A 26,041-nucleotide genomic window follows, 5' to 3' on the forward strand; every position below is an offset into this window, starting at 1 on the left:
TCAAGGGTTCAGGATTCCAGATGCCGGGCGCGGATGTAACGCGGCAAAGCCCCGCCCACCGGCGCCAATAGCAGCGACAACAGATAGACCAGGCCCGCCAGCAGAATGATGGCCGGCCCGGAGGGCAATTCGAAATGATAGGACAGCAATAGGCCGCCCAAGCCGGCCAGAAAGGCAATGGCCACCGACAAGCCGAGCAAGGCCTCGATGCGCTCGGTCCACAAGCGGGCGGTGATCGCCGGCAGCATCATCAGTCCCACCGCCATCAAGGTGCCCAGCGCCTGGAAACCCGCCACCAGGTTCAGCACCACCAGCATCAGGAACAACATGTGCCACAAACCCCCGCGCGCGCCCACAGCGCGCAGGTAGACCGGGTCCAGGCTTTCCAGCAGCAGGGGGCGGTAGATCAAGGCCAGCGCCAACAAGGTGAAGGATGCCACGCCGGCCACCAGGAGCAGGGCCGCATCGTCTACCGCCAGCACAGAACCAAACAAGATATGCATCAAGTCCACATTGCTGCCGCCGCGCGACACCAGCAATACCCCGATGGACAAGGACAGCAGGTAGAAGGCGGCGAAGCTGGCATCCTCCTTGATGCTGGTGAAACGCGTGGCCAGGCCGGCCAGCAGCGCCACCAGCACCCCGGCGAAGAAACCGCCCAGGCTCATGGCCGGCAGGCTGAGGCCCGCCATCATGAAGCCCACCGCGGCGCCGGGCAGCACGGCATGGCTCATCGCATCGCCCATCAGGCTCATGCGCCGCATCACCAGAAACAGGCCGATCGGGCCACTGCCCAGGGCCAGGGCCAGACAACCGATAAGCGCTCGGCGCATAAAGGCGAATTCGGCAAACGGCGACACCAGTAAATCGTATAAATGCGACATCAGGCTTGCGCTCCATCCACTTCGCAGACCGCAGCCTGGGATTGCCAATGCGCGGCGGTGTCCACCGCGCGTTTCAAATTGGCGTCGCACAGCACTTCGGCGGTATCGCCCCAGGCCACCACTTCGCGCGCCAACAACAAGGTGTGCGGGAAATAAGCGCGCACCTGCTCGTAATCATGCAACACCGCCACCACGGTACGGCCTTCTTCCCGCCAATGGCGCACCAGCTCCAGCAAGTCGTAGGTGGTCTTGGCGTCCACCGCGTTGAACGGCTCGTCCAGCAGGATCAGGCGCGCATCCTGAACCAGAATGCGGGCGAACAACACGCGCTGGAACTGGCCGCTGGACAGCGCCGAGATGGGCCGCAGCGCGAAATCGGCCAGGCCCACCTGCTCCAAGGCCAGCAAGGCCTGATCGCGGCCGCGACGGCTAACGCCGCCTAACACGCCGGTATCGTGCCACAGGCCGGTGCATACCAAGTCCAGCACGCTGACCGGCAAAGAACGGTCGATCTCAGACTGCTGAGGCAGATAGGCGATGTCGCGGCGCTGAAAACCGTCCAGCTGCACCGAACCGGAATCCGGCGTCAAAGCGCCTATCATGGCCTTGAGCAAGGTGCTCTTGCCGGCGCCGTTGGGACCGAAAATCGCGGTGGCGTCTCCTGCGACGAAACTGCCGCTGACATGGTGCACCGCCGGGTGGCGCTGATAAGAAACGGTCAGGTTCCGCAGACTGACGCTCATGCCGCCTCCCTCAAAGCCCAGATCACCAGAACCCATAAGACCGCCAGCGCGGCGCCGGCCAGACCCAGCCGTTGCCAGGCCGACATCGCCAGCAGGCTGAACGGCGGCTTGAAATTGGCCGGCGTCAGATGCCGATGCGCACGCGGATGTTGATGTTTAGACGTCATTCGAAGCACTCCCGCAACCTGCCCTCAATCGCGGCGGCGTCGAAATCCTCGGCAATCAGTTCAAAACGGCTGTCGCGCCGCCAGGACACCTGGGCCGCGCCCCACTGCCCCGCTGCCCAGTTCAGCCACACCCAGCTGTCCAGCACCTTGAACACGCCCTTGGCGCGCACCAGGCCGGGCACCAAGGTCGGCAGCGCATCGAAAAAGCGGGTCAGTTTCTCTCCGTCAAAAGCCTGCTCCGGCTCGAAGGTCCAGCCCATCGAGCGCCATTGGGCAGCGGCGTCGTCCGGCACAGCCGGCCGGTAACGCGGCTTGGGCGCGGCGGCGGCATCCAGCCAAGCCGGATCCAGTTCGCCGTTGCGCACTTCGCCCACCAGCGACTTGGGCGGAAACAAAGCCCCCGCCTGTTGACGGAAAGCCTCCATCGTCGGCACGTCGGCCGTGTCGATCTTGTTAGCCACCAACACGTCGGCAATGGAAATCTGGTCTCGGTACAGCGGCTGACGGTGGTAATCAGGCTGAATGAACTGGCGGGGGTCCACCAGAGTGAGTACCGCGCCCACCTCCAGCGCCTCGCCCAAGGGCTTGGCGCGCAATTCGTCGATGACGCCGGCCGCGTGCGCCAGGCCGCTGGCCTCAATCAACAAGCGGTCGGGGCGTTCGCGGCGCAACAGGGTCGCCACCGTGGCGGTCATCTGCGGACCGGCCACGCAGCACAGGCAGCCGCCGGCGATTTCCGCCACCGCCAGTTCGTCCTGGCTCAGGGCCGCGCCGTCTATGCCGACCTCGCCGAACTCGTTGACGATGATCGCCCACTTCTCATGCGCGGGGCGATGCTCGATCAAATGGCGCAACGCCGTGGTCTTGCCCACCCCGAGGAAACCGGTGAACAAGTTGACTATGGTTTTTTTCATGGATCAGGGAATTCGTGGATTCAGGCGCTGCAGGACTGGCAACGCCCCGTCAACACCAGGTTTTGCGGGCACAAGGAAAAGGCCGCCGCCTGCGCGGCCAAGCGCAACGCGCTCAAGGCCGGCGCGGCGTCGATTTCCTGTACCTGGCCGCAGTCGCCGCAGACAAGGATCAGCCCTTCATGCTGGCATTCGAAGTGATCGCAGACGATGAAGCCGTTCAAGGCGTCCACCTTGTGCAGCAGGCCGTGTTCCACCAGGAAATCCAGCGCGCGATACACGGTGGGCGGCGCGGCGGCGCCGCGCTCCTGCTGCAGATCCGCCAAGACCTGATAAGCCTTGACCACCCCGCTGTAACGCAGCACCAGCTCCAGCACCTGACGGCGCAACGCGGTCAGCTTGCTGCCGCGCCGTTCACAATGCCGCTCCGCCGCGGCCAGATAGGCTTGATGGTCCATGCCGGACACCCGCTTGTTTAATCAGAGCATAATGTTACTGTATAACATCTCAAATTCACAAGGTTTAATCATTCATCGGTTTATCGTGCCCGCCAATCATGGTAGCTTTGTGCCCCAGAATGCCCATGATAGGCTTATGGCTTACCACCCATTGCTCATAATAAGGAAATGACATGAAAAAGCTGTTGATGCTCGCCCTTGCCACCACTCTCGCCGGCCAGGCCTTTGCCGCCGATCCGATTGCTCAGCGCAAAGACGTCTTCAAGCAATACAAACCGGTGGTTGGCGGCATGGGCAAGATGGTGAAGGGCGAAACGCCCTATAACAAGGATGAGTTCGCCAAGCTGGCCGGCGAGCTGGAAGCTCTGTCCCAAAAACCGTGGCAGCATTTCCCGGCGGGCAGCGGGACCGGCAAGACCGACGCCAAGCCGGAAATCTGGAGCAAGCCCGCCGAATGGCAAAAAGCCATCGACAACCACAAAGCCGCCACCGCCAAACTGAAGCAAGTAGCCGCCGGCGGCGATCTGGGCGCAATCAAGGTACAGTTCGGCGCCACCCAGAAGACCTGTAAGGCCTGTCACGACGCATTCCGCAAGGACTAAATCCTTCGCGTCGGTCCCCGCAGCCCGCTCGCCAGCGGGCTGTTTGCTTGCCTATCCGCAGTCAGACTCCACCTCGAAGACCCCGGAATGAAAAAACTGCTGACCGTATTGCTGTTGGGCGCCATCGCGGCGCCGCTGGCGCTGGCCGACACGCCGGCCGAAACACGCACCAAATCCTTCAAGAAAGTATTGCTGGCCTTCGAACCGATGGGCGCGGTGGTGCGTGGGCGCGATCCGTACCAGAAAGACGCCTTCATCCGTCAGGCGGACGCCTTGAATCTGATCGCGGCCGAGCCCTTCAATCACTTCCCCGCCAACAGCATCAGCGGCAAAAGCCGAGCCAAGCCGGAAATCTGGAGCCAGCCCGCCAAGTTCCAGGCCGACAAGGACGCCTTCCTCAAAGCCGTGGCCGACCTGAGACAGGCCGCCCGAGGCGGCGACCTCTCCGCCATCAAGAAAAACTACGGCGCGGTGGCGCAAAGCTGCAAGTCCTGTCACGACGCCTTCCGCGGCCCGGAGAAATAAATCGCGGCCACGAAAAAAGGGCGGTGTTGACCGCCCTTTTTCTTGCCTGCCTACGCGACGCGGACAGCGCTCCGCGTCTTGCGCTCACAAACGCGTCAACAGCACATAAATGCCGCCGCTGGACACCAGCAAGGCCACCAGCGCGATGATGGCCGGCGCGAACTCCAGACGCGGCACATCGCCGGCGATGGCTTTGTTGCCGGTGATCATCGCCTTCACCAGATTGTTCTTCTTGAACAAGCGGTAAGCGATGATGGCCAGCAAGTGCAGGCCGACCAGCCCCAGGATCACATTGAAGAAGCCCTTGTGGAACGAGGTGGCGGCTTCGGCCGCATCGCCACTCAGCAGCTTGGCCAACGGGCCGTCGTACAAATAGCTGTCGACATCGGCCGCGAACAGGCCGGTGCTCACCTGAGCCAGCAAGGCCAACAACATCGCCAACACCATCAGGCCGCCCAACGGGTTGTGGCCCGGCTGCTCGTTCTCGGTCAGTTCGCCGCGCACATAGCGGACAATGCTGCGCGGCCCCTTGATGAAATTGCCGAAACGCGCGGTCTGGCTCCCTATCACGCCCCAGATCAAACGAAACAGCAACAGGCTGGCGAGGGCGGAACCGCACCAGATATGGTATTGCAGCCAATCTCCGCCCTGCTCCCCGCTATACCACATGCCGCAGAACAGAATCACCAGCGCCCAGTGAAACAAGCGAGTGGGAACATCCCACACTTTTACCAATTGCGTCATCGCGCTTTCACTCCGTGTATCCAAAATCCGCCCGCCCAAGCATTACCTGAGTTAGTGCATTGCAACATGATATTACCGTGCCGGACTGACAAACCCTAACCCAAATGGGGTTTTACCCGAATTCTACCGACAAAAAGGGGGCAAAAACCACTGGTTTTCGGTTAATATCCTTGATTGGGCTCGCTTGGCGAGTCCGGCTACGCCGCCCGCCAACGGGCGGCCTAACTTTTTGCGGCGGCGCCCTCATCCCGCCATTGCCGCGCATCACCTTGTTGGAGACCCGATAAATGAACCATGCCCCCCTGATTCAGGATCTGCAGGCCCGCGGCCTGATTGCGCAAACCACGGACGCCGTTGCGCTGGAAGAACTTCTGAGCAAGGAGCAGGTGACCCTTTATTGCGGCTTCGACCCTACCGCCGACAGCTTGCACTTGGGGCATCTGGTGCCGGTGCTGATGCTGCGTCGCTTCCAGCAGGCCGGCCATCGCCCGGTAGCGCTGGTGGGCGGCGCAACCGGCATGATAGGCGACCCCAGCTTCAAGGCCGCCGAGCGCAAACTGAACACGCCGGACGTGATCCAGGGCTGGGTGGAGAAGATCCGCGGCCAAGTCGAGCCCTTCCTCAGTTTCGAAGGCGACAACGCCGCCTTGATGGCCAATAACTACGACTGGTTCGGCCAAATGAACACGCTGGATTTCCTGCGCGACATCGGCAAACATTTCTCGGTCAACGCAATGATCAAGAAAGAATCGGTGCAGCAACGCATCAACCGCGAAGACCAGGGCATCTCCTTCACCGAGTTCTCGTACAGCCTGCTGCAAGGCTATGACTTCGCCGAGTTGAACCGCCGCTTCGGCTGCAAGCTGCAGATCGGCGGCTCCGACCAGTGGGGCAATATCACCGCCGGCATCGACCTCACCCGCCGCCTGCAACAGCAGCAGGTATTCGGCCTGACTGTGCCGCTGGTGACGAAATCCGACGGCACCAAGTTCGGCAAGACCGAATCCGGCGCCATCTGGCTGGACGCCAAAAAGACATCGCCGTACGCCTTCTATCAGTTCTGGCTGGGCACCGCCGACGCCGACGTGTACAAATTCCTGCGCTACTTCACCTTCCTGTCGCTGGAAGAAATCGCCGCGATCGAAGCCGCCGACCAGGCGCGCGACGGCAAGCCGGAAGCGCAGCGCATCCTGGGCGAACAGATGACGGCCATGGTGCACGGCGCCGCAGCGCTGGAAGCGGCGCAGCGCATCACTCAAAGTCTGTTCAACAATGACCTGAGCAGCCTCACCGCCGACGATTTCGCTCAACTGGCTCAGGACGGCCTGCCCAGCATCCAGCTTGAACGCGACGCCGACAGCCTGATCGACGCGCTGGCCGCCGGCGGCCTGGCCAAATCCAAGAGCGAGGCGCGCACCTTCATCCAGAGCGGCGCGGTCAGCGTCAACGGCGACAAAGCCGACAGCCTGGAGCAGCGCTTCAGCGACGCGGAACGCCTGTTTGGCCGCTACACCCTGCTTAAGCGCGGCAAGAAGAATTACGCGCTGGTGGAATGGCGCTGAGCGCAGCACTCGCATCAAACGAAAGCGGCCATGACGGCCGCTTTTTTATCGTCGGAACCTTATTTTTCCACCTCGAAAGCCTCCCCGGTCGCAAAAAAAGCGCCGCCGGCAATATAGTGCAAGCTGCGCTTGGCGTCGTCGTCGAAGCGCCAATGGCCATCGGCGAACACCTCCGCGTCCGCCTCCGCCGCCACCACTTCTCCGATGAACAGATCATAGCGGGACTGATTTTCCGGTTCGCTGATTACTCTGCACTCCAGATAGGCGATGCAGCCATCCACGCGCGGCGCGCCCACCCGCAGCGAAGGAAGCCGGCTCAGGCCGCTGTGCGCAAACTTGTCCACCCGCCTGCCGTCGGCGCCGCCGGCGCGCAGCACCTCCGCGGCCTGAGCGCGGCAAGGCACGTTGAGCACAAACTCGCCCGAAGCCTCGATCAGCTCCCGAGAGTAGGTTGCCTTGTCGATGACGACCGCCACCTTGGGCGGATCAAAATCCAGCGGCATGACCCAGGCCGCCGCCATCACATTGCTGCGCTCCCCGGCCGCGCAGGACACCAAGACCGTGGGACCATGGTTCAATAAACGATAGGATTTCGCCAGATCGACTGCGAGCAAACGAGACATGGGCATACTCGAGAAAACATGAAGCGGCTATTCTAGCCGAAGGTGCCGTTAGCCATCCGACGCGGATAAAAAAAGCCCGGCGCTCGCCGGGCGTACAGATTGCTAATTTCAACAAAGGAGAAGTCATCGAGATGACTATCCAGATATAGGACGCTTTATATTGCGTTGCAAGAATCCCGCAAATCCTTACTAAAACAGGAACATCGGCCCGCTGCCTAGCGGATTGCTCTTTCCTTCCAGGCCGATATACACGTTGCGGCCGTAAAAGAAGGGCAAGCCCCAGTCAAAGTAGCTGCCAAGAAAACCGCTGGCCGGCATGCCTACCGCCGGCAGCGCGGAATAACCTTGCGACAACAGCGTTCCTGCATTGCCCAGATTGAAGGCCACCGCGCTGCTGTTGCCGCCGCCGCTCAAGCTGGCGTTGAGGTTCAAGATGCCGCCGGGGCAGAACCAGGTACCACTCCCCACCACGCAGGTGGCGATCGTGGCATCGGGGGAAAACAGCCCATTGGAGCCGCTATCCAGAAAGCTGCTGTAGCTGAGCGATTTATAGCTGGTCGTGATCGCGTCCACGCCATTGCCGTCCAACGTGGTGGGGAAGGCCTTGGCCGACCCCAAAGCGTTGTTGCTCTGCGTTCCCACGCCGAAATACAGCGTCCCGGTGGCGCTGGGGGCGCCGCTGATCGCCACCGCCGGCAATTGCAGCATCACTCCGTTATTGTCGCTGGCGAAACCAACCACGGGATGGGATACCTGTAAAGCGGCGGCCGCCTGGGCCGGCTGACAAGTCAAGGCAGTGGGGCAGGCGTAGTAATAGCCGTTATTGCTACTGCTAGCGCAGTTGCTACCGCAATCCTGCTGCCTCAGACCGACACCGAGAATACCGTTGGCTCCCAACGCCGACAGGCTGCCCAAATTGTTCCCCACCCCGCTGCAGGCGCCGGGGATGGAACCATAGGCCGGATCGCCGATGATCTGGACAGGCAAGGAAGGGGCCGTCTTGCCCCCCATTTTAACGTCGGCGTAGCGGACGCTGCCCCAGGTGAAACCGCTAGCGAATTGCATGCACTCCGCCAATTGCCGGCTATTCGTCGTTACCCCGGGCAGGCTGCCCAATGTCGATCCGCTCATTGCGCTGGCCAACAAACGCAAACCGCTGGAGCCGGTATCCACCAACACCCGGCTAATCGTCTGGCATTGACCGCCACCAGGGGCGCATACCGTCACCGAGACATAAGGGATATTGATCTGATAGACATTGGGCACCGGGCCGCTGTCTATCGTCATCGTCACCGAATTGGCCGTTGACCCGCCATTGTCCGGCGGCGCGATGCCGCCAACCCCGCCGCCGCCCCCACCTCCGCACGCCGTCAACAGCAGCGCACACATCATCCCCAGCCACAAGATAGCCTGTTTCATCTCGCCCCCGCCCCAATTACTTGAGTTGATCGATGTCGAGTCCCGCCGGCACCAGCGCGGGGACATAAGCCAGACCAAAGAAAGCGCGAGCGCGCCCGCCGGAGATCACCGTCAGCCCCGCCTTTCGCCCCTCCAAGCGATTAAGCCCCGCCCGATTGGACTGTTGAGAGGAAACATAACTGGAAAAGTAGTCGCCAAGCAGCTGCCTCATGTCCGGCAGCGACGCGCCCTGCCACGTCACCGCGAACACCACGCCGTCCGCCTGCCGAACGAACTCGCGGATGAGGCGGCCGGCCTCGTCCCGGCTCTGCGCCACGGAATAGAGCGCCGACGACCCAGCCTTCAAGGCTAGCGCTTGCGGAGCGGCAGCCGCGCGCCCCGCCGGCAAGGGTTGCCCCAAAGTGGCCAAGGCGGGGCCGGAGAACAGGCTAAGGCCAAGCAACAAGGCGGGCCCAGCCATGAAAGACGTCTGCATGAATACCCCCCATCAAATGGAAACTACAGCCGCCCCCGGATGCTTTGTCCGGGACTTCAGAATATGCGCGGCGTCAACGCCGCCATCAAAATATAGCACCTGAGCATGAAAGAGCAGCCCGATCGAGCTGCGGAGAGGAGTCGCCGAGAATAAAAAAAGGGGGGCGAAAGCCCCCCAGCGTCCTCAAAATTCAACCAGCTGCCCGCCAGTCAAATCCTGGATTTCTCAATCAATACGCCAGCGAATCGTCATGCCGGGTCGTCACCAGCTTGCCCGCGCCCAAGGACAGCATCAGCAAGGCGACGCGTTCGTGAACGATCACCGTGTGGGTATTGCCAGAAAACTGCATGTAACGGCGCAAGTCCTCACGCACTTTGCGCGAGCCGGTCACGTCGATGATGATGTCGATGCTGCTGCCCTGCTCTGCCAACTCGATGAAATTATCCGTGACGGAAATGCCGCGTTGCTGGGCCAGCAGAATGCCCGGCGAATCCAGGTTCAAGTCCGCCACGCCCACCATTACGACAAACGGCGCGTCCAACAACTGCCGCAACAGCGGCGTTCCGGTTTCACCCGCGCCTATCATGCCAACTTTGATCTGTTCCATGCGGCCACCCAAATATGACTATCAAATAAACACCGCACTGTAACAGCTTTCGCCCCGGTCGCTATTTGAGCCAAATCAAGCGGAGCAGCGGGGGGCGCCACAATGCAACAGGCCCGGACATCGCCGGGCCTGTTAGCATGACGCTTCGGATGAACTCAATGCAGATTCTGCTGTGAAAGGAAACGCAAATAACCAATGCCTTCCAGCCAAAAGCCGCCATCGGCCAGCGGCGTCGCCTCCTCTAGATCCGCCACGGTCAACACCAACTCCTGGCCATCCAGATTGGCTTCCAGCACCACATCGTCGTCATCGGAAAACTCTTCGGAAGCCGTATGGAAATCCGGTTTCACGAACTGATTGTTAACCTGAATATAGTCGGACTCATTCAGCAGACGCAGGATGTTCATGGCGACCTCCTAATGATGCGGTGAGAGACAAGGTCCAACAAGACAGCAAACGCGGCACCGGTTCCAGACGCCGCGAGCGCTGCCCGCAACGTCTCAACGCCTACAGCCAGCCGCGTTCGGCAAAGGATTCCGCCCGCGCGCCGGTCACGACGAAGTGATCCAGCAACCTTATATCGACCAACTGCAGCGCAGCTTTTAATGTATTGGTTAGAGAATGATCGGCGGCGGATGGTTCGCATACGCCGGATGGATGGTTATGGGCAATGATCACCCCCGCCGCGTTATTGGCCAGGGCCCGCCGCACCAGTTCGCGCGGATAGACCCTGGTTTCGGTCAGGGTGCCTCGAAACAACTCTTCTACCGCTATCACACGATTCTGCACAGTCAGGAATACGGCGACGAACACCTCCACGTCCTTGCCCGCAATCGCCAGCCTCAGGAAGTCGCGCACCTGTCGCGGATTGCGCAAGGCGTCCGTCAGGCTCATGTCCTCGGCCAAAGCCCGCTGCGCCAACTCCTTGCAAGCCATCAACTGCGCGTACTTGGCGGCGCCCAAACCCCGGTGAGCCCGAAACTCGTCAAAACTGGCGTTGAGCAAGCCGGACAGCGAGCCAAAGTCCAGCATCAACTGTCTGGCCATCTCCACCGCGCTCAGGCCCCGCATGCCGGTACGCAGAAAAATGGCGAGCAATTCCGAGTCCGACAGCGCGGCCGCCCCCTGGGCCAACAGCTTTTCACGGGGACGCTCGGCCTCCGGCCAATGGGCGATAGACATCTGCACGCTCCTCCTCTGGCTATAGCACTGTTTTCGGGGTCAGACCAAACGCAATGAAGCATGGCCTACCATATCATCGAAGCCACATGCCGGCCAGCGCGCCCAGTCCGTGGAAATCCGCTAAAATTGGACATTTACCGCCTGTTGCGACAAGCCCATGACAAGCAAGAAAATTCTGCTAGGCATTACCGGCGGCGTCGCCGCCTACAAGGCGGCGGAGTTGACCCGCCTTCTCGTCAAAGCCGGCCACAGCGTGGAAGTGGTGATGACGGCGTCGGCCACGCGCTTCGTGACCCCGGCCACATTCCAGGCCTTGTCCGGCCACGCGGTGTACACCGACCTCTGGGACGAACGGCCCAGCAACGCAATGGCCCATATCGATCTATCGCGCCGCGCCGATATTTTCCTGATTGCGCCGGCCACCGCCAACACCTTGTTCAAGCTGGCCCATGGCGCCTGCGACGACCTGCTGTCCACGCTGGCCGCCGCCCGCGCTTGTCCGCTGATCGTGGCGCCGGCGATGAACCGGCAAATGTGGGACAATCCGCCCAATCAGCGCAATATGGCGCAGTTGCGCGCCGACGGCGTCGCTGTCTTCGGACCAGCCAACGGCGCCCAGGCCTGCGGCGAAACCGGCGAAGGCCGCATGCTGGAGCCGGAAGAGATCGCGGAATTGCTGGAAGGGTTTTTCTGCGCCAAGGTGCTGGCCGGGAAGAAAGTTCTGCTCACCGCCGGCCCCAGCTACGAGGCCATAGACACGGTGCGCGGCATCACCAACATCAGCTCTGGCAAGATGGGCTACGCGCTGGCGCGCGCCTGCCGCGACGCCGGCGCCGAAGTCACCCTGATCTCCGGTCCCACCGGCATGGAGGCCCCGCTGGGCATGCGTCGCGTCGATGCGGCCAGCGCCCGGCAAATGCACGATGCGGTGATGGCCGAAGTGGGTCAAAGCGATATTTTCATTTCCGTGGCGGCGGTGGCCGATTACCGGGTCAAGAACCCGTCGGTCCACAAGATCAAGAAAGGCGCCACGCCGCCCACCCTGGAGCTGGAGGAAAACCCGGACATTCTCGCCACCGTCGCTTCCCTGCCCGCCGCCCCGTTCTGCGTTGGCTTCGCGGCGGAAAGCCAGAACCTGCTGGAGTTCGCCGAAGCCAAGCGCCAGCGCAAGAAACTGCCGCTGCTGGTGGCCAACTTGGCGCAGCAAGCCATGGGCGCCGACGACAATCAGGTGGTGCTGCTGGACCGGGACGGCCCTCACTCCCTGCCCAGCATGCCCAAGCCGGACGTGGCCAGGGCCATTGTCGAACACCTGGCCAAGCTGTTGTCGCACAACCGATAAGCAATCGACACCGCGGCTGCCTCGCGCAGCCGACACGAAAGGACTCTCATGAAAAAACCCGTCATCGACGTCAAGATTTTGGACCCGCGTCTGAAACAAAACCTGCCCAACTACGCGACGCCGGGTTCAGCCGGGCTCGACCTGCGCGCAGCCATCGAGCAGGACATCACCATCGCTCCGGGCGAAACCCAGTTGATCCCCACCGGCATGGCCATCCATATCGCCAACCCCAACCTGGCCGCCATGCTGCTCCCGCGCTCCGGTCTTGGCCACAAACACGGCATCGTGTTGGGCAACCTGGTGGGGCTGATCGATTCCGACTACCAAGGACAATTGTTCGTGTCGGTGTGGAACCGCGGCCATGAACCGTTCCGGCTGACGCCTCTGGAACGCATTGCGCAGATGATCATCGTGCCCATCGTTCAGGTGGGTTTCAATATCGTCGACGACTTCGAAAGCTCGGAGCGCGGCGACGGCGGCTTCGGCAGCACCGGACGCAACTGAGGCCGGCCGCCTCGCGATTGCCTATACTCACACAGAACGGGAGCGATCCCGCGCGGCCGCGGCGGCCGCACACGCGGCTCCCGTCGGCTCCTGGCGCTGCCGGGTAGGCCACGCCGTCCCCAACCCTCGCAAAGAAGGATGCGCCGGCATGAAGCAAAGCCCTCACGAGGACGACAGCAAGCGGATTCTCGACAATCTTGTCGAACTCACCTCCCAACGCGAGCAGGACCTGCTGGAAAGCAGCCTGGCCTCCACGCTGGTCGAGGTGATGCGCGTGGACAAGGTGGAGTTGTTCGCCTGTCGTTGGGTCAACGGCGTACCCTACACCCGCCGGAGACTGAGCGCCGCCTCCGCCGACGGCAAGACTCAGATTACGGAAACCTCCAGCGACAGCTGGCTGCCGCCGCCGATCTTCCTCTACGACCTGCTCAACGCGCTGGACAGGGACGACGGCATTTTCCGCATTCCCCACGGTCTATGCCTGCCCTTGCGCTGCATGGGCAGCATCGTCTCCCTGCTGGTCATTCACGTGACCTCCGAACAGAAAGTCAACAAGGCCATGCTGAAGGCCATGGCCAGGATTCACGAGAACTTCCTGCGCCTGCTGTTCGAGGCGGACCGGGACATGCTCACCGCGCTGAACAATCGCCGCAAATTCGATTTGCGCCTGTTCAACCTGATGGCGGCTCAGTTGCAATCTCCAGGCGAAAATCACTCCTGCACCCTGGCGCTGCTGGACGTGGATCATTTCAAAAGGGTCAACGACCAGTTCGGCCACATGGTGGGCGACGAGGTGCTGCTCTTGCTAGCGCAGCTGATGCAGCAGTCGTTTCGCGAAGACGACAGCCTGTTCCGCTACGGCGGCGAGGAGTTCGCCATCATCTTCCAAGGATTGCCTCCGGCCGAAGCGGCGGTGGCGCTGGAACGCTTCCGTCAGCGCGTCGAACAATACGCCTTCCCCCAAGTGGGGCGCCTGACCGTCAGCCTCGGCTTCACCCGCATCCTGCCGCAGCTGTTGCCGGGGCAACTGGTGGAGCAGGCGGACCGGGCCTTGTATTACGCCAAAACCCATGGCCGCAATCTGGTGTGCAGTTACGAAGAACTGGTGGCAGGCGGCCAGCTCGACAGCGCGCAGCGTTTCGGCGAAATCGACTTGTTCTAAACCAAGCCGCCCCGCTTCCAATCCCTATCTTCCAGGCGTAAAAAAACCGGCTCCAAGGAGCCGGTTTTCAATTGACGCGATCCGCAGGCCGCTTACGACAGCAGATGGTTGCTCAGCTCGCGCATGCCGGCCGACAACATGGCCAAATCCAGCACGCTGAACGACTGCAGTTCCGCGAACATCTGCGCGCAAACCTCCACCTGCTGGTGGCGCTTCTCCATCCACTGTTGCGCAAAGGTCTCCACGCCGGCGGCGTCCTGCAGCGCCTGCCCCACCAGATTGCGATGCACGCGGTACAGATCGTCGCGCAGCGCGGAGCGCGCCAGCGACTGCCAGCGGTTGTCGCGCGGCAGGCTGGTGATCGCATCGCGCAGCCAATCCAACTGCATCGCGTGGCCCAGCTGGTAGTAGTTCTTGGCCAAAAGCTCCAGCGGCAGTTTGCTGCCTTCGCTGATTTCGATGATATCCATCAGCGGCACGGCAAACTCCAGCCGCGCCAATACCTGCGCCAGCGGCTGCGGCATGCCCGGCTGGCTTAGACGCTCTTCCAGCGCCGCCACCGCCGGGTAGCCGCCGGAAGCGATCAACTGGGGCAGCTGCGCCAACAGGGCCTGCACCTTGGCGGCGTACTGCTCGATCACCGCGTTCACCGAGGCGAACGGACGCTTATTACGCAACACCCAGCGCGTCACGCGCTCCACCAGCGTGCGCACCAGCACCATCATCTCCACCTGACGATCCGCCGGCACCTTGTTGTCCAAAGCTTCGATCTCGCTCCACAGGCGCTCGGCGTCGAACACGCGGCTGGCAATCCACCAGGCGCGGGCGATGTCGCCGGCGGAGAACGGAGACTCTTCCTGCATGCGGAACACAAAAGTGGTGCCCATGCGGTTGATGATCTGGTTGGCCAACTGGTTGGCGATGATCTCGCGCTTCAGCTGATGCTGCTGCATCTGCGCGCCAAAACGCTGCTGCAGCGGTTTGGGGAAGTAATGGGTCAGAATGGACAGGAAGTCCGCGTCGTCCGGCACATCGGTGGCCAAGATCGCCTGATCCAGTGAAATCTTGCTGTAGGACAACAGCACCGCGATTTCCGGCACCGTCAAACCCTGACGGGCCAAACGTCGCTCATTGATCTGGGTTTCAGACGGCAGGTACTCGATCTCGCGGTTCAGCTCGCCGGTTTTTTCCATGTGCGCGATCATGCGCGCATGGGTGGTCAGCATCGCGGCAGCCTCCTGGCGCTTGATCGCCAGAATCTGGGTCTGCTGGATATTGTTGCGCAACACCAGCTGCGCCACCTCGTCGGTCATTTCCGCCAGCAGCTGATTGCGCTGCTTCAAGGTCATATCCCCGGCCTGCATTACGCCGCCCAGCAAAATCTTGATGTTGACCTCGTGGTCGGAGCAATCCACGCCGGCGGAGTTATCGATGGCATCGGTGGCAATGCGCCCGCCGTTCAGCGCGAACTCGACGCGTCCCAGCTGAGTGCACGTCAGGTTGCCGCCTTCGGCCACCACCCGGGCTTGCAAATCGCGCCCGTCCACGCGCACCGGATCATTGGCGCGATCGCGCGCGTCGGCGTGGCTTTGACTGGACGCCTTGACGTAAGTGCCGATGCCGCCGTTGTACAGCAGGTCGATCTTGGCCTTGAGGATCTCGTGGATCAGCTCGTTCGGCGCCATGCTGTCCTTGTCCGTTTCCAGCCAGGCCTTCACTTCAGGCGACAAGGGGATAGACTTGGCAGAGCGCTCGAAGATGCCGCCGCCCTTGGAGATCAGCTCACGGTTGTAATCGGTCCAGCTGGAACGCGGCAATTTGAACAAGCGCGCGCGCTCGGCGTAGCTCTTGGCCGCATCGGGCGTCGGGTCCAGGAAGATATGCAGGTGGTTGAACGCCGCTTTCAGGCAGATGTGCTCGGACAACAGCATGCCGTTGCCAAACACGTCGCCGGCCATGTCGCCGATGCCGATCACGCTGAAGTCCTGCTCCTGGGTGTTGATGCCCAGGTGGCGGAAATGGCGCTTGACCGATTCCCAGGCGCCGCGGGCGGTAATGCCCATGCCCTTGTGGTCGTAGCCAGCGGAACCGCCGGAAGCGAAGGCGTCGCCCAGCCAGAAGCCATAATCGGCGGAAATGCCGTTGGCGATGTCGGAGAATGTGGCGGTGCCCTTGTCGGCCGCCACGACCAGGTACGGATCGTCCGGATCCAGACGGCGCACATCGGCCGGAGGCACGATCTGGCCATTCACCAGATTGTCGGTGACGTCCAGCAGCGCGGAAATGAAGATCTTGTAGCAGGCGACGCCTTCGGCCAGGAAGGCTTCGCGGTCGCTAGGCGCCGGCAACTGTTTGCCGACGAAGCCGCCCTTGGAGCCCATTGGCACGATCACCGAGTTCTTCACCATCTGCGCCTTCACCAGGCCCAGCACCTCGGTACGGAAGTCTTCCATGCGATCAGACCAGCGCAAACCGCCGCGCGCCACTTTGGAGCCACGCAAATGCACGCCCTCCACTCGTGGGCTGTACACCCAGATTTCGAACATCGGGCGCGGTTGCGGCAGGAAGGGAATCAGATTGGACTCAAGCTTGAACGAGATGTAGGACTTGAACTCGCCGTCAGCGCCCTTCTGCCAGAAGTTGGTCCGGCGGGTGGCCAGGATCACGGACAGGAAACCGTTCAGGATGCGGTCTTCATCCAGGTTGGCCACGCCGTCCAGTTGCTCGCGCAGCTTGGCCAGCAAGGCGTCGGCGCGCGCGTCGTCGGCATGCGTCGGATCCAGACGCACGGCGAACAACTCGACCAGCAGACGGGTGATAGCCGGATAATTAGCCACGCACTGCTCAATGTAAGCCTGGCTGAAGGTCAAACCACCCTGACGCAGGTACTTGGCCAAGGCCCGCACCAGCGAAATTTCACGCCAGTCCAACCCGGCCACCAGCGCCAAACGGTTGAAGCCGTCGTTCTCGCAACGCTTGGCGAATACCTGGGTCAACAGCTCCTGGAAGTCCAGCTGCACTTCTTCGCTTGCAATCTGCTCTTCCGCAGACCCCACATCCAGGCCGAAATCGCTGATCCACACCTGACGGCCGTCGGCGCGCTGCACGCAGTACGGATGCTCGTCGCGGACCTTAACGCCCATATTCTCCAAAATCGGCAGACTGGCCGACAGGCCCAGCGCCTCGCCTTCACGGAACAGCTTCAGATTGAACGCCGAAGCGCCGCGATGGAACGGCCGGTACAGCTTCATCGCCAACGGGGAATCGGCGTTGACCGATTCGATATGCTGGATGTCCAGCACCGCGTTGCGCACCGCGAACTCTTCGCGATAAGCCACCGGGAACGCGCCCTTGTAGCGGTTGAACAAGGCGTTGCCCAGCTCCTCGCCGTGGGTCTCCACCAGCAGTTGATGCAGTTCCTCCACCCAGCCGCGCACCAAACGGGCGATTTCAGCCTCGATGTCGGCCTCGTGGAATTCCGGCAACTTGGCGGCGTTGGTACGGATGATGTAATGCACGCGAGCCAGCGAGCCGTCGCTGATCTGTACGCTGAACTCGGCGCTGGCGCCGTTGAAAGCGTTCATCAACACTTTTTCGATCTTCAGGCGCACTTCGGTGTTGAAGCTGTCGCGCGGCACGTACACCAGGCAACTGACATAGCGATGGTAGCGATCCTTGCGCACAAACAGACGCACGCGCGGACGCTCCTGCAGGCTGACGATGCCCTCGGAGATCGGCCCAAGCACTTCGGCTGGAATTTCGAACAGCTCGTCGCGCGGATAAGCCTCCAGCACAAAGTTCAAGGTCTTGGACTTATAGCTGTCGTCCACGTAGTCGCAATTGCGGATCACTGTCGCCACTTTCTGGCGCAGGATGGGCACGTCCTTGGGCGAGTCCTGATAGGCGCTGGCAGTGTACAGACCCAGGAAACGGCGTTCGCCGATCACTTCGCCCTTGTCGTTGAAACGCTTGATGCCGACAAAGTCGATATAAGCCGGGCGGTGGATGATGGAGCGGGTCTGAGACTTGTTCAGAATGATCAACTGCGGCAGGTGAGCCAGCTCGCGCAGCTCCTGAGGCAGCTGTTCAAAGCTGGCGGAATATTCTTTGTCGCCCTGGTCTTTCAAAATGCCCAGGCCGGACGTTTTCACGATTTTCAGGCTGTCTTTACCGTTGCGGCGCACCAGATCGTAATCGCAATAACCCATGAACAGGAAGTTGCGCTTGGACATCCAGGCCAGGAAGTCCACCGCTTCCTTGGCTTCCGCCGCGCGCTTGCCTTTGACCAGGGACAGGTCTTTGCTGATATCGGCCAACACTTCGCGCATCGTCGGTTCGTCGCTTACCACCAGGCGGATATCCGAAAGCACGCGATTCAGCTCGGACTCCAGCTGCTTGAGGATGGCCGTGTCGGTCACGCGATCAATCTGCACGTGGATGAAGGATTCCAGCGGCAGGCTGCGGTCCTCGGTGCGTTTAACCTCTTGGATCACACCGTTCTTGTCTCTCCCCACCGACAGAACCGGGTGCACCAGCAAGTGCAGGTTCAGGCTATGGCGCGACAGCAGCATGGTGATGGAGTCGATCAGGAACGGCATATCGTCGTTGACCACTTCAATCACGGTATGGGTGCTTTGCCAACCGTCGCGCTCGAAATCGGGGTTGTAAATGCGCGCCTTGTTCTGACCGCTCAAACGCTTGGCGCCAAACGCGTAATGCGCCGACGCGGCGCCGAACAAGTCCAGCGATGAGAACTGTCTAAGGTCGGCGTGCTCGGCTTCTTCGAAGTAGATCGGGAAGAAAGGCTCGAGCTGGTGTTTCTCCTTTTCAGAAAGCTTGGTCTCTGCTACGGCCTGAATATCGGCGATCAGGCTCGCGAGTTCGGTCTTATTGGTAAGCGACATGTTGCTTCTCTTGTTGTGTGCACGGAGTGTGTCGAGGCATTGTAGATACCCCCATCATGCCGGGATTTCCTTAATGCGACGTGGACGTACATTTTCATGGAAAAGCCTGCTCGCCCCCGCCTGATGCCGCAAGAATAAATCGTGGCGGACGCCACTTTTAGCCTTATAGCAATGCGACGGCGGCTTACAAATTTCTCTCCCAGGCTCACATTGTACACAAGTCCAAAAAAGAAATATAACTCATTGATTTTTATACAATTTCCCATCAAGCAAGAATATCGGTTAAAATACGAACACTTGCTCACACCGATTGCCAGACAATGGCCCCATCTTGCGCACGGCGGATAACCGTTGCAAGCTGCGGCCAACTACTGGCAAAAGTAGAAATAACTACAATGGTTCCGGCTTGGGCGAGACACCGTGAGCAGCCTCGTTCCAAGCGCCGGGTTTACAAGCTTGGGTTTGCGTCCGACCAAACGACGCGAACACCCGATAGAGAAGTAGAAATCCACGCCATGAAAAAAGTCCTGATCGCCTCCGCAGCGGCAGCTCTGCTGTCCGGTTTTTCCGTCCAAGCAGAGACACTGCGTTTTGGGGTTGACCTCAACTACCCGCCGTTCTCCAAACAAGGCGCCGATGGCAAGCCGCAAGGTTTCGACATCGATATGGCCAATGCCCTTTGCGCCGCCATGAAAGTCAGCTGTCAAATCGTTCCGCAAGACTGGGACGGCCTGATCCCCGCCCTCAACGCCAACAAATTCGACGCCATTCTGTCCTCGATGCAGATCACCGAGGAACGCAAGAAAGCCGTCGACTTCAGCCGCAAGTACTACAACATCGCCAGCCGCATCGTGGCCAAGTCCGGCACCGCCGTCGATCAAAACAGCTTCAAGGGCAAGAAGATCGGCGTGTTGCGCGCGTCCACCCAAGAGAAGTTCGCCAAGGACTACTGGGGTAAATCCGGCGCCACCATCGTACCGTACGCCAAGTCGCCCGAATCTTTCCTGGACCTGAAGTCCGGCCGCGTTGACGCTGTATTCGTCGACGGCGCCGTAGGCGACCAGGAGTTTCTGAAAACCGCCAACGGCAAGGGCTACGCCTTTGTCGGCCCGAACTACGCCGACGTCAAATACTTCGGTCTGGGCGCGGGCATCGCCGTCAAGAAAGGCAACAAAGCGCTGGCCGATCGCCTGAACAAAGCGATAGACCAGGTACGCAAGGACGGCAGCTACAAGAAAGTCCAAGACAAGTACTTCAGCTTCGACGTCTACGGCGGCTAATCCCCTCAGCTATCGCACCCGTCCCGGCCGAGCGCCCCAAGGCGCTGGGCGGCTTGCTGCCGCCCGCTCCACGCTCAAGCCGGGACTTTTTTGTTCGGCCCCACTTCGGTAGGCCGAGCAAGGACCAGCCTTGCGCGCAAGGCTGATGAATGAGGCAGTAACACCATGTTTTTGCAAGGTTACCTTCCCAGCATATTGCAAGGAGCGGTGCTCACATTGCAGCTGGCCGGCTCAGCACTGCTCGTATCCATCGTGCTGGGCCTGATTGGCGCGTTGTTCAAGTCCGCCCATTCCAAACTACTGGTCTGGCTGGCGGAGCTCTATTCCACCGTGGTCCGGGGCGTACCCGACCTTGTCTGGATGTTTCTGCTGTTCTTCGGCGTCCAGATGATGATCAATGATTTTTGCGGCCGCATGGGCTGGGAAAGCCCCAACATTGATCCCTTCGTCGCCGGCGTGCTGACTCTGGGCTTCATCTTCGGCGCCTATATGACAGAAACCTTCCGCGGCGCAATGATGGCGGTGCCCAAAGGTCAAATGGAGGCCGGCATGGCCTACGGCATGACGCCGCTGCGCGTCTTCTTCCGCATTACCGTGCCGCAAATGGTCCGCTTCGCCCTGCCCAGTTTCTCCAATAACTGGCTGGTGCTGGTCAAATCCACCGCTCTGGTTTCGGTCATTGGTCTCAACGACGTGATGTACCGCGCCGATGCGGCCAAATCCACCACTCAGGAACCCTTCACCGTCTATCTGATCGTGGGCCTTCTGTTCCTGGCGATCACCGGCGTTTCCAACCTATTGCTGGGCAAACTGGAAAAACGCTATTCGCTGGGCGTCAAGGAGAGCGGACTGTGATCGATTTCCAACTGATTCTGGATAAACTGCCCGCCTTTTTCGGCGGCGGCGACGGCCACGCCGTCATGAGTACCCGCGACGGCCTGCTGATGACGCTGGAACTGCTGTTCATCTCCCTAGCCTTGGGCATGGCGATGGCCGTGCCGATGGCGCTGATGCAAGTCTCCAAAAACCGGCTGGCATCCGGCGCTGTCCGCGTCTATGGCTACGTTTTCCGCGGCACGCCGCTCTTGGTGCAGCTATTCATCATCTACTACGGCCTGGCCCAATTCGGCTGGGTCCGCGACAGTTGGGCTTGGAACTACCTGCAGGAGGCCTATTTCTGCGCCATCCTCGCCTTCACTCTGAACACCGCGGCCTACACCACGGAAATCATCGCCGGCCAGATCCGAAACACCCACTGGGGCGAGATCGAAGCCGCCCAAGCGATGGGCATGAGCAAATGGCTGATGATGCGCCGCATCGTGCTGCCATCGGCGCTGCGCCGCGCGCTGCCCGCCTACAGCAACGAAGTCATCATGATGCTGCAAAGCACCGCGATCGCCGGCTTGGTCACGTTGGCGGACATCACCGGCGTAGCCCGCCGCATCTACGCGGACAGCTACATGGCCTTCGAGCCCTTCCTCACCGCAGGCGCCATTTACCTTGCGCTCACCTTCCTGCTGGTCTGGTTGATGAAGCAGGCGGAAAAACGCTGGCTGGCCTATCTGGCGCCACGCAAGCACTAATGCGGATAGCGATACAGGAACATCATCATGCACACACCCACCGATAAGAATCTGAAGCTGCAAGTCAGCGACCTGCATAAGAGCTACGGCTCTCACGAGGTGCTGAAAGGCGTATCGCTGACCGCTCACGCCGGCGACGTCATCAGCATCATCGGCTCCTCCGGCTCAGGCAAGAGCACCTTTCTGCGTTGCATCAATATGCTGGAGCAACCGAACAGCGGCCGCATCCTCGCCGCCGGCGAAGAGCTCAAGCTGGTCTCAGACCGGAAAACCGGCGCGCTCAAGGCCGCCGATGCCCAGCAATTGGCCCGCATCCGCACCAAGTTGGCCATGGTGTTCCAGCACTTCAACCTATGGGCGCACATGACCGTGCTGGAAAACATCGTCGAAGCGCCTATTCACGTATTGGGGCTCAGCCGTGACGAAGCCTGCACCCGCGCGCGCAAATATCTGGAGAAGGTGGGCCTGCGCGGCGTCGAAGACAAGTACCCGGCCCATATGTCCGGCGGGCAGCAGCAGCGCGTCGCCATCGCCCGCGCGCTGGCGATGGAACCGGAAGTCATGCTGTTCGACGAACCCACCTCGGCGCTGGACCCGGAACTGGTTGGCGAAGTGCTGCGTGTCATGAAGGACCTGGCCGGCGAAGGCCGCACCATGGTGGTTGTCACCCACGAAATGGGCTTTGCCCGCGAAGTATCCAACCACGTCATTTTCCTGCACCAAGGCAAGATAGAAGAGCAAGGTCACCCCAAGGAAGTGTTGGTCCGCCCGCAAAGCGAACGATTGGTACAATTCCTCTCCGGCAGCCTGAAATAAATCGTACAATAGGAAGATGTCGCACACCATGCCGGCCTCATGCCCGGCATGGTGTGTTTTTGTAATCTCCATCCTTCGCCGCGAAAACCAATGGGTCAGCATCCGTCCCACCCCGCCAAGCCACTGCGCTACGGCTTTCTGCTCTTGCCCCATGCCTCGATGGCTGACTACGCCATCGCCTCCGAGGTTCTGCTGCACGCCAATTGGCTGGCGGAGAAAAAGCTCTACGAAACCCTGCTGCTCTCCCTGGATGGACAAGCTGTGCCGCTCTCCAACGGCACGCGGTTAGCTGTGGACCTGCCCCTGGACGGCGCCCCCAAGCTGGACTGCCTGCTGATCTTGGCGGACGACATCAATCCGGACTTCAGCCTGGACGCCTTGAGCAAAGGGCTTACCGCCTGCGGCCCGGATAAAATCCAACTGGGCGGCATAGGCTGCGGCAGCTACTGGCTGGCCCGCACCGGGCACTTCAATGGCCTGCGTGCCACCACGCACTGGCGCGAGATCAGCCGTTTCACGGAAGAGTTTCCGGACGTCATCACCTCGTCCAATCTGTTTGAGATCGACGGCAAACGCCTCAGTTGCGCGGGCGGGGCTGCCACCTTCGACTTCATGCTGACCCTGGTCGGCAATCAGCACGGCCACGAGTTTGTCGCTCAGCTGTCAGAATTATTCAGCATGGAGCGCATCCGTCCCGGCAATGAGCGCCAACGCATTCCACTGGCCACTCGCATCGGCGGCAGTCAGCCAAAGCTGACCGAGGCGGTCAGCCTGATGGAGGCGAATATAGAAGAGCCGCTCAGCACAGACGACATCGCTTACTATGTTGGCGTCTCCCGCCGCCAGCTGGAGCGCCTGTTCAAGCAATACCTGAGCACGGTGCCGTCCAAATACTATCTGGAACTGCGATTGAGTCGAGCGCGCCAATTGCTGCAGCAAACCAGCAAATCCATCGTACAGATCGGCCTTGCCTGCGGCTTCTCCAGCGGCCCCCACTTCTCCAGCACCTACCGCAATCATTTCGGCATCACCCCTCGCGAGGAACGCTCGCACCGCACCCAAACCGCGGTCCCTGCCGCCAAAAACTAGGCCCCTCAGACGCCCGCCCCGCAGCCATCCGGCGACGGCACAGAAGAACGCTCCGGCTCGCCCTGTCGCGACAGCGGCAGCTCGATCCGAAAGCAAGCGCCGCTGGCAGGAATGTTCTCCGCCGAGATCAAGCCGCCATACTGCTCCACAATCGTCTGGCAGATCGACAAACCAAGCCCCATACCGTTCGGCTTGGTCGAAAAGAACGGGTGAAACAACACTTCCAACGAGTTCGGCGTGATGCCGCGCCCGGTATCGCGCACCTCAAGAATCGCCTTCTTGCCTTCACGCCGGGTATGCACGATCACATGGCGCTTCATCATCGGCTCGTCGCGCAATGCGTCCATCGCGTTCGATAGCAGGTTCAGCACCACCTGCTCCAACTGTATGCTATCGGCCAACACGGCAACCGGATAACCCGACAACAACTGCACTACCTCAATCCCGCGCTCCTTCAGGTCGTACTCGGCCAGGAACATGCAATTGCCAACCACCTGATTCAAGTCGATCAGCCGCGTCTCAATGGCCCTCTTGCTAACCAGGGCGCGCAAGCGCTTGATGATCTCCCCCGCCCTTTCCGCTTGCGCCACTGCCAGCCGCAACGCAGCATTCACCTGGGCAGGCGCCTCCTCCACCCCCTCCAACAACTGGATGCTGGCCTGACAATAGTTGGCAATCGCCGTCAGCGGCTGGTTCAGCTCATGCGCGATGCCGGACGCCATTTCACCCATCGTATGCAGCCGGGCCACATGGGATAGTTTCTCCAGATGCTCCTTGACCTTGCTCTCGCTGGCCTCCAACGCCGCCACCGTTCGCTGCCGCAAGGGCCCCAGATCGCGTAAAGCGCACACAACGCCGATCAAACCGCCCCCCCGAGAAAACAGTGGCGACACTCCTCCTTCAACCGAACGAATCAGCCCTCTAGCCGACGTCAGTTGCATCCGCTCCGCCAACACCACCGGCTGGGCGGTCCGGAAACACTCCCGGATGGGGTCCTCCGCCAACTCCGCGGCCAATTCGGCCTGCAAATGGAACACCTCGTGACAAACCCGGCCAACCACCTCGTCCACCGTCATTCCCATCAATTCCAAAGCCATCGGATTAGCCAGTTCGATAGCATGGTCCTGCCGCAGAATGATCACCCCATCATGAATCGCGCTCAACGTAACGGATGCCCGTTCGCTTTGCAGGAAAATCGCCTCGTCCGATTGCTGACGCTCATGTCGTAAAGCCATGCGTTGCAAGTGAACCAAACCAGCGAACACAAAAAAAGCCAACAACAACGACTGCTGCCACAACCACGGCAACAGCGCCAAATCCGTTACCCTGACATCCCTGGCCACACTCAGCACAAAAGGCTGCGCCACGCTTGAAAGCGGGAGTCTAGCCTCCAGGCGACGCAACACCGGCCACCAGTCCCGCTCGGATGAAGTATGCAGACGTTGAAATAGCGGCGCCCTAGACGCAGCGCCCCCCTCCTGATACAAGGTCAAATCCAATCCGGGCAACAAGCCCTCCAAGGCCTGTGCCTGCAACAGGCGATCGCAAAATACAACCAAGCCCACCACGCCCACCACCTTGCCCGGCGCCTTATCTTTATCCTCAAATAAGGGCTGAAACAGGAAATAAGCCCGCCCTCCCCCCTCATGCAACTCGAAAGCCCCGCTGGCCACCCGTTGCCCGGTCTCCAAGGCCCTGCTCAATGCCGGTCGGAAATAGGCATCGCCCCAAATATCGTAGCCAAACATTGGTCCGGCCTCCGGCCGATCAGGCTCCAGCATAGAAATCACCAATGACTGCGGACGCACAACTGCTGGTCGCCACACACGGCTTCCCGCCACATCAAAATCACGAATGTAAAAAGTTTCACCGAATTTGCCGCTCATCTGACGCAAAAAGAGCAAGCGTTCAGCCAAAGGCACGCTTTGAAAAAAAATAAAGGAATGCAGCTGCGGATAGTGAGGCAACAATTCGCGCGCAAAAGTAGACAGCTCGGATACCTCAAATGGTCGGCTAGCCGCCATCAGCGCATCGACAGAAGACAATACCGACTCATTCTGATCCAACTTGCGCGCCACCATCGCGTGCGCTCGCTGCGCCACTGACTCAAATTCATCCCTCAAACGCTGCAGTTCGCCCATCCCCCACAGCACCGTCACCAACAACGCGCAGAGGGCCCAGGCCAATACAAATAAATGCACGCCGTCCCGCCTGAAATTTCTCAAAATTCCCGCCTCGATTCCCTATCTTGATGCTGGAATTCTATTCATTACCAATAGGTTTTGCTGAGTAATTAGACGAATTCTCAGTAAAAATAAGTGAAAATACAGAGCGAAAAAGAACAATGGCTTAATAATCAAAGAGAAAGCCAAAGGGATGAAGAACAGGGACAGGAAGAAGAAGAGAAAATCAATCGCACCAGCCAAATGGCTGGCACCAATGCAAAAGCCCAGCTCGTC

Annotated in this window: 25 protein-coding genes; 11 read left to right on the top strand and 14 right to left on the bottom strand. The window is 60.6% G+C overall.

From position 1 onward, the window contains the following. Positions 1 to 8 precede the first annotated feature (8 nt). Genes ACUXV1_RS14885 through ACUXV1_RS14905 form a run of 5 tightly spaced genes read right to left on the bottom strand, consistent with a single transcriptional unit; the run spans position 9 to position 3,163 of the window. A complete protein-coding gene (locus ACUXV1_RS14885; protein WP_446015738.1) occupies positions 9 to 884 on the bottom strand; it encodes a metal ABC transporter permease in 876 nt (291 codons plus the stop codon). Next, positions 884 to 1,627 (bottom strand): metal ABC transporter ATP-binding protein, encoded by a 744-nt coding sequence (locus ACUXV1_RS14890; protein ID WP_019101169.1) that lies wholly within the window; start codon positions 1,625 to 1,627, stop codon positions 884 to 886. The genes ACUXV1_RS14885 and ACUXV1_RS14890 overlap by 1 nt, the downstream gene beginning before the upstream one ends. Then, positions 1,624 to 1,794 (bottom strand): hypothetical protein, encoded by a 171-nt coding sequence (locus ACUXV1_RS14895; RefSeq protein ID WP_156038807.1) that lies wholly within the window; start codon positions 1,792 to 1,794, stop codon positions 1,624 to 1,626. The genes ACUXV1_RS14890 and ACUXV1_RS14895 overlap by 4 nt, the downstream gene beginning before the upstream one ends. After that, on the bottom strand, positions 1,791 to 2,708 hold the full coding sequence (locus ACUXV1_RS14900; RefSeq protein WP_043632999.1) for a CobW family GTP-binding protein: 918 nt from the start codon (positions 2,706 to 2,708) through the stop codon (positions 1,791 to 1,793). The genes ACUXV1_RS14895 and ACUXV1_RS14900 overlap by 4 nt, the downstream gene beginning before the upstream one ends. A 20-nt stretch (positions 2,709 to 2,728) precedes the next feature. After that, positions 2,729 to 3,163 (bottom strand): Fur family transcriptional regulator, encoded by a 435-nt coding sequence (locus ACUXV1_RS14905; protein WP_043632987.1) that lies wholly within the window; start codon positions 3,161 to 3,163, stop codon positions 2,729 to 2,731. Between the two features lie 173 nt (positions 3,164 to 3,336). On the opposite strand from ACUXV1_RS14905, the gene ACUXV1_RS14910 reads away from it, so the two are divergent. Both ACUXV1_RS14910 and ACUXV1_RS14915 read left to right on the top strand, forming a co-directional pair. After that, positions 3,337 to 3,765: a c-type cytochrome gene (locus tag ACUXV1_RS14910; protein WP_043632984.1), complete on the top strand. Its 429-nt coding sequence runs from the start codon at positions 3,337 to 3,339 to the stop codon at positions 3,763 to 3,765. 87 nt (positions 3,766 to 3,852) lie between these two features. Further along, positions 3,853 to 4,290: a c-type cytochrome gene (locus ACUXV1_RS14915; RefSeq protein ID WP_446015739.1), complete on the top strand. Its 438-nt coding sequence runs from the start codon at positions 3,853 to 3,855 to the stop codon at positions 4,288 to 4,290. Between the two features lie 84 nt (positions 4,291 to 4,374). On the opposite strand, the gene ACUXV1_RS14920 is transcribed toward ACUXV1_RS14915, so the two are convergent. Continuing rightward, the gene (locus tag ACUXV1_RS14920) at positions 4,375 to 5,034 is read right to left on the bottom strand and encodes a cytochrome b/b6 domain-containing protein (protein ID WP_194427847.1); all 660 of its coding nucleotides are present in this window, start codon (positions 5,032 to 5,034) and stop codon (positions 4,375 to 4,377) included. A 287-nt stretch (positions 5,035 to 5,321) separates the two neighbouring features. Between ACUXV1_RS14920 and tyrS the strand changes: the two genes are divergently transcribed. Continuing rightward, on the top strand, positions 5,322 to 6,596 hold the full coding sequence (gene tyrS, locus ACUXV1_RS14925; protein WP_019101162.1) for a tyrosine--tRNA ligase: 1,275 nt from the start codon (positions 5,322 to 5,324) through the stop codon (positions 6,594 to 6,596). A 59-nt stretch (positions 6,597 to 6,655) separates the two neighbouring features. Here the strand turns inward: tyrS and ACUXV1_RS14930 are convergent, their stop codons facing one another. The 6 genes from ACUXV1_RS14930 to radC all read right to left on the bottom strand — a co-directional run bounded on the left by ACUXV1_RS14930 (position 6,656) and on the right by radC (position 10,902). Continuing rightward, the gene (locus ACUXV1_RS14930) at positions 6,656 to 7,219 is read right to left on the bottom strand and encodes a flavin reductase family protein (protein ID WP_446015740.1); all 564 of its coding nucleotides are present in this window, start codon (positions 7,217 to 7,219) and stop codon (positions 6,656 to 6,658) included. 189 nt (positions 7,220 to 7,408) lie between these two features. Beyond that, positions 7,409 to 8,638 carry a DUF3443 domain-containing protein gene (locus ACUXV1_RS14935; protein ID WP_446015742.1) on the bottom strand — a complete coding sequence of 410 codons (1,230 nt, stop codon included), beginning with the start codon at positions 8,636 to 8,638 and terminating at the stop codon, positions 7,409 to 7,411. Between the two features lie 16 nt (positions 8,639 to 8,654). Then, positions 8,655 to 9,113 carry a DUF2844 domain-containing protein gene (locus ACUXV1_RS14940; RefSeq protein WP_081556263.1) on the bottom strand — a complete coding sequence of 153 codons (459 nt, stop codon included), beginning with the start codon at positions 9,111 to 9,113 and terminating at the stop codon, positions 8,655 to 8,657. A gap of 229 nt (positions 9,114 to 9,342) precedes the next feature. Continuing rightward, a complete protein-coding gene (locus tag ACUXV1_RS14945; protein WP_081556262.1) occupies positions 9,343 to 9,720 on the bottom strand; it encodes an oxidoreductase in 378 nt (125 codons plus the stop codon). Positions 9,721 to 9,875: 155 nt separating this feature from the next. After that, positions 9,876 to 10,127, bottom strand: coding sequence for a hypothetical protein (locus tag ACUXV1_RS14950; protein ID WP_043632961.1), 252 nt, complete (start codon positions 10,125 to 10,127; stop codon positions 9,876 to 9,878). Positions 10,128 to 10,227: 100 nt separating this feature from the next. Beyond that, entirely contained in the window at positions 10,228 to 10,902 is a 675-nt protein-coding gene (radC, locus tag ACUXV1_RS14955) for a RadC family protein (RefSeq protein ID WP_081556261.1), read from the bottom strand. A 157-nt stretch (positions 10,903 to 11,059) separates the two neighbouring features. On the opposite strand from radC, the gene coaBC reads away from it, so the two are divergent. From coaBC to ACUXV1_RS14970, 3 genes are all read left to right on the top strand, one after another. After that, positions 11,060 to 12,244, top strand: a complete 1,185-nt coding sequence (coaBC, locus tag ACUXV1_RS14960; RefSeq protein ID WP_446015744.1) for a bifunctional phosphopantothenoylcysteine decarboxylase/phosphopantothenate--cysteine ligase CoaBC — start codon at positions 11,060 to 11,062, stop codon at positions 12,242 to 12,244. Positions 12,245 to 12,292: 48 nt separating this feature from the next. After that, complete coding sequence (dut, locus tag ACUXV1_RS14965) at positions 12,293 to 12,748, top strand: dUTP diphosphatase (protein ID WP_019101154.1); 456 nt, start codon at positions 12,293 to 12,295, stop codon at positions 12,746 to 12,748. Between the two features lie 148 nt (positions 12,749 to 12,896). Then, positions 12,897 to 13,910, top strand: a complete 1,014-nt coding sequence (locus ACUXV1_RS14970; RefSeq protein WP_446015745.1) for a GGDEF domain-containing protein — start codon at positions 12,897 to 12,899, stop codon at positions 13,908 to 13,910. A 92-nt stretch (positions 13,911 to 14,002) separates the two neighbouring features. Here the strand turns inward: ACUXV1_RS14970 and ACUXV1_RS14975 are convergent, their stop codons facing one another. Beyond that, positions 14,003 to 18,814, bottom strand: coding sequence for an NAD-glutamate dehydrogenase (locus ACUXV1_RS14975; RefSeq protein WP_043632920.1), 4,812 nt, complete (start codon positions 18,812 to 18,814; stop codon positions 14,003 to 14,005). Positions 18,815 to 19,329: 515 nt separating this feature from the next. Between ACUXV1_RS14975 and ACUXV1_RS14980 the strand changes: the two genes are divergently transcribed. The 5 genes from ACUXV1_RS14980 to ACUXV1_RS15000 all read left to right on the top strand — a co-directional run bounded on the left by ACUXV1_RS14980 (position 19,330) and on the right by ACUXV1_RS15000 (position 23,582). Then, positions 19,330 to 20,094: an ABC transporter substrate-binding protein gene (locus ACUXV1_RS14980; protein WP_019101151.1), complete on the top strand. Its 765-nt coding sequence runs from the start codon at positions 19,330 to 19,332 to the stop codon at positions 20,092 to 20,094. A 165-nt stretch (positions 20,095 to 20,259) separates the two neighbouring features. Next, entirely contained in the window at positions 20,260 to 20,949 is a 690-nt protein-coding gene (locus ACUXV1_RS14985) for an ABC transporter permease (RefSeq protein ID WP_019101150.1), read from the top strand. Continuing rightward, positions 20,946 to 21,677, top strand: coding sequence for an ABC transporter permease (locus ACUXV1_RS14990; RefSeq protein ID WP_043594264.1), 732 nt, complete (start codon positions 20,946 to 20,948; stop codon positions 21,675 to 21,677). Before ACUXV1_RS14985 ends, ACUXV1_RS14990 begins: the two co-directional genes overlap by 4 nt. Positions 21,678 to 21,704: 27 nt before the next feature. Further along, positions 21,705 to 22,493 (top strand): ABC transporter ATP-binding protein, encoded by a 789-nt coding sequence (locus ACUXV1_RS14995; RefSeq protein WP_446015746.1) that lies wholly within the window; start codon positions 21,705 to 21,707, stop codon positions 22,491 to 22,493. 90 nt (positions 22,494 to 22,583) lie between these two features. Then, positions 22,584 to 23,582, top strand: a complete 999-nt coding sequence (locus tag ACUXV1_RS15000; protein ID WP_081556256.1) for a GlxA family transcriptional regulator — start codon at positions 22,584 to 22,586, stop codon at positions 23,580 to 23,582. A gap of 5 nt (positions 23,583 to 23,587) precedes the next feature. Here ACUXV1_RS15000 and ACUXV1_RS15005 read toward each other — a convergent pair whose 3' ends face one another. Next, a complete protein-coding gene (locus tag ACUXV1_RS15005; RefSeq protein ID WP_446015747.1) occupies positions 23,588 to 25,783 on the bottom strand; it encodes an ATP-binding protein in 2,196 nt (731 codons plus the stop codon). Positions 25,784 to 26,041: the final 258 nt, after the last annotated feature.

This window comes from Chromobacterium sp. W521 (assembly GCF_052805975.1).

Bases quoted from the DNA above. Each gene is read 5' to 3' on its own strand.
- ACUXV1_RS14940 (WP_081556263.1), bottom strand. From the start codon at position 9,113: ATGCAGACGTCTTTCATGGCTGGGCCCGCCTTGTTGCTTGGCCTTAGC.
- ACUXV1_RS14935 (WP_446015742.1), bottom strand. From the start codon at position 8,638: ATGAAACAGGCTATCTTGTGGCTGGGGATGATGTGTGCGCTGCTGTTG.
- ACUXV1_RS14950 (WP_043632961.1), bottom strand. From the start codon at position 10,127: ATGAACATCCTGCGTCTGCTGAATGAGTCCGACTATATTCAGGTTAAC.
- ACUXV1_RS14930 (WP_446015740.1), bottom strand. From the start codon at position 7,219: ATGTCTCGTTTGCTCGCAGTCGATCTGGCGAAATCCTATCGTTTATTG.
- ACUXV1_RS14985 (WP_019101150.1), top strand. From the start codon at position 20,260: ATGTTTTTGCAAGGTTACCTTCCCAGCATATTGCAAGGAGCGGTGCTC.
- ACUXV1_RS14995 (WP_446015746.1), top strand. From the start codon at position 21,705: ATGCACACACCCACCGATAAGAATCTGAAGCTGCAAGTCAGCGACCTG.
- coaBC (WP_446015744.1), top strand. From the start codon at position 11,060: ATGACAAGCAAGAAAATTCTGCTAGGCATTACCGGCGGCGTCGCCGCC.
- ACUXV1_RS14975 (WP_043632920.1), bottom strand. From the start codon at position 18,814: ATGTCGCTTACCAATAAGACCGAACTCGCGAGCCTGATCGCCGATATT.
- ACUXV1_RS14890 (WP_019101169.1), bottom strand. From the start codon at position 1,627: ATGAGCGTCAGTCTGCGGAACCTGACCGTTTCTTATCAGCGCCACCCG.
- ACUXV1_RS14905 (WP_043632987.1), bottom strand. From the start codon at position 3,163: ATGGACCATCAAGCCTATCTGGCCGCGGCGGAGCGGCATTGTGAACGG.
- tyrS (WP_019101162.1), top strand. From the start codon at position 5,322: ATGAACCATGCCCCCCTGATTCAGGATCTGCAGGCCCGCGGCCTGATT.
- ACUXV1_RS14910 (WP_043632984.1), top strand. From the start codon at position 3,337: ATGAAAAAGCTGTTGATGCTCGCCCTTGCCACCACTCTCGCCGGCCAG.
- ACUXV1_RS14970 (WP_446015745.1), top strand. From the start codon at position 12,897: ATGAAGCAAAGCCCTCACGAGGACGACAGCAAGCGGATTCTCGACAAT.
- ACUXV1_RS14920 (WP_194427847.1), bottom strand. From the start codon at position 5,034: ATGACGCAATTGGTAAAAGTGTGGGATGTTCCCACTCGCTTGTTTCAC.
- ACUXV1_RS14895 (WP_156038807.1), bottom strand. From the start codon at position 1,794: ATGACGTCTAAACATCAACATCCGCGTGCGCATCGGCATCTGACGCCG.
- ACUXV1_RS14900 (WP_043632999.1), bottom strand. From the start codon at position 2,708: ATGAAAAAAACCATAGTCAACTTGTTCACCGGTTTCCTCGGGGTGGGC.
- radC (WP_081556261.1), bottom strand. From the start codon at position 10,902: ATGTCTATCGCCCATTGGCCGGAGGCCGAGCGTCCCCGTGAAAAGCTG.
- ACUXV1_RS14915 (WP_446015739.1), top strand. From the start codon at position 3,853: ATGAAAAAACTGCTGACCGTATTGCTGTTGGGCGCCATCGCGGCGCCG.
- dut (WP_019101154.1), top strand. From the start codon at position 12,293: ATGAAAAAACCCGTCATCGACGTCAAGATTTTGGACCCGCGTCTGAAA.
- ACUXV1_RS15000 (WP_081556256.1), top strand. From the start codon at position 22,584: ATGGGTCAGCATCCGTCCCACCCCGCCAAGCCACTGCGCTACGGCTTT.
- ACUXV1_RS14980 (WP_019101151.1), top strand. From the start codon at position 19,330: ATGAAAAAAGTCCTGATCGCCTCCGCAGCGGCAGCTCTGCTGTCCGGT.
- ACUXV1_RS14945 (WP_081556262.1), bottom strand. From the start codon at position 9,720: ATGGAACAGATCAAAGTTGGCATGATAGGCGCGGGTGAAACCGGAACG.
- ACUXV1_RS14885 (WP_446015738.1), bottom strand. From the start codon at position 884: ATGTCGCATTTATACGATTTACTGGTGTCGCCGTTTGCCGAATTCGCC.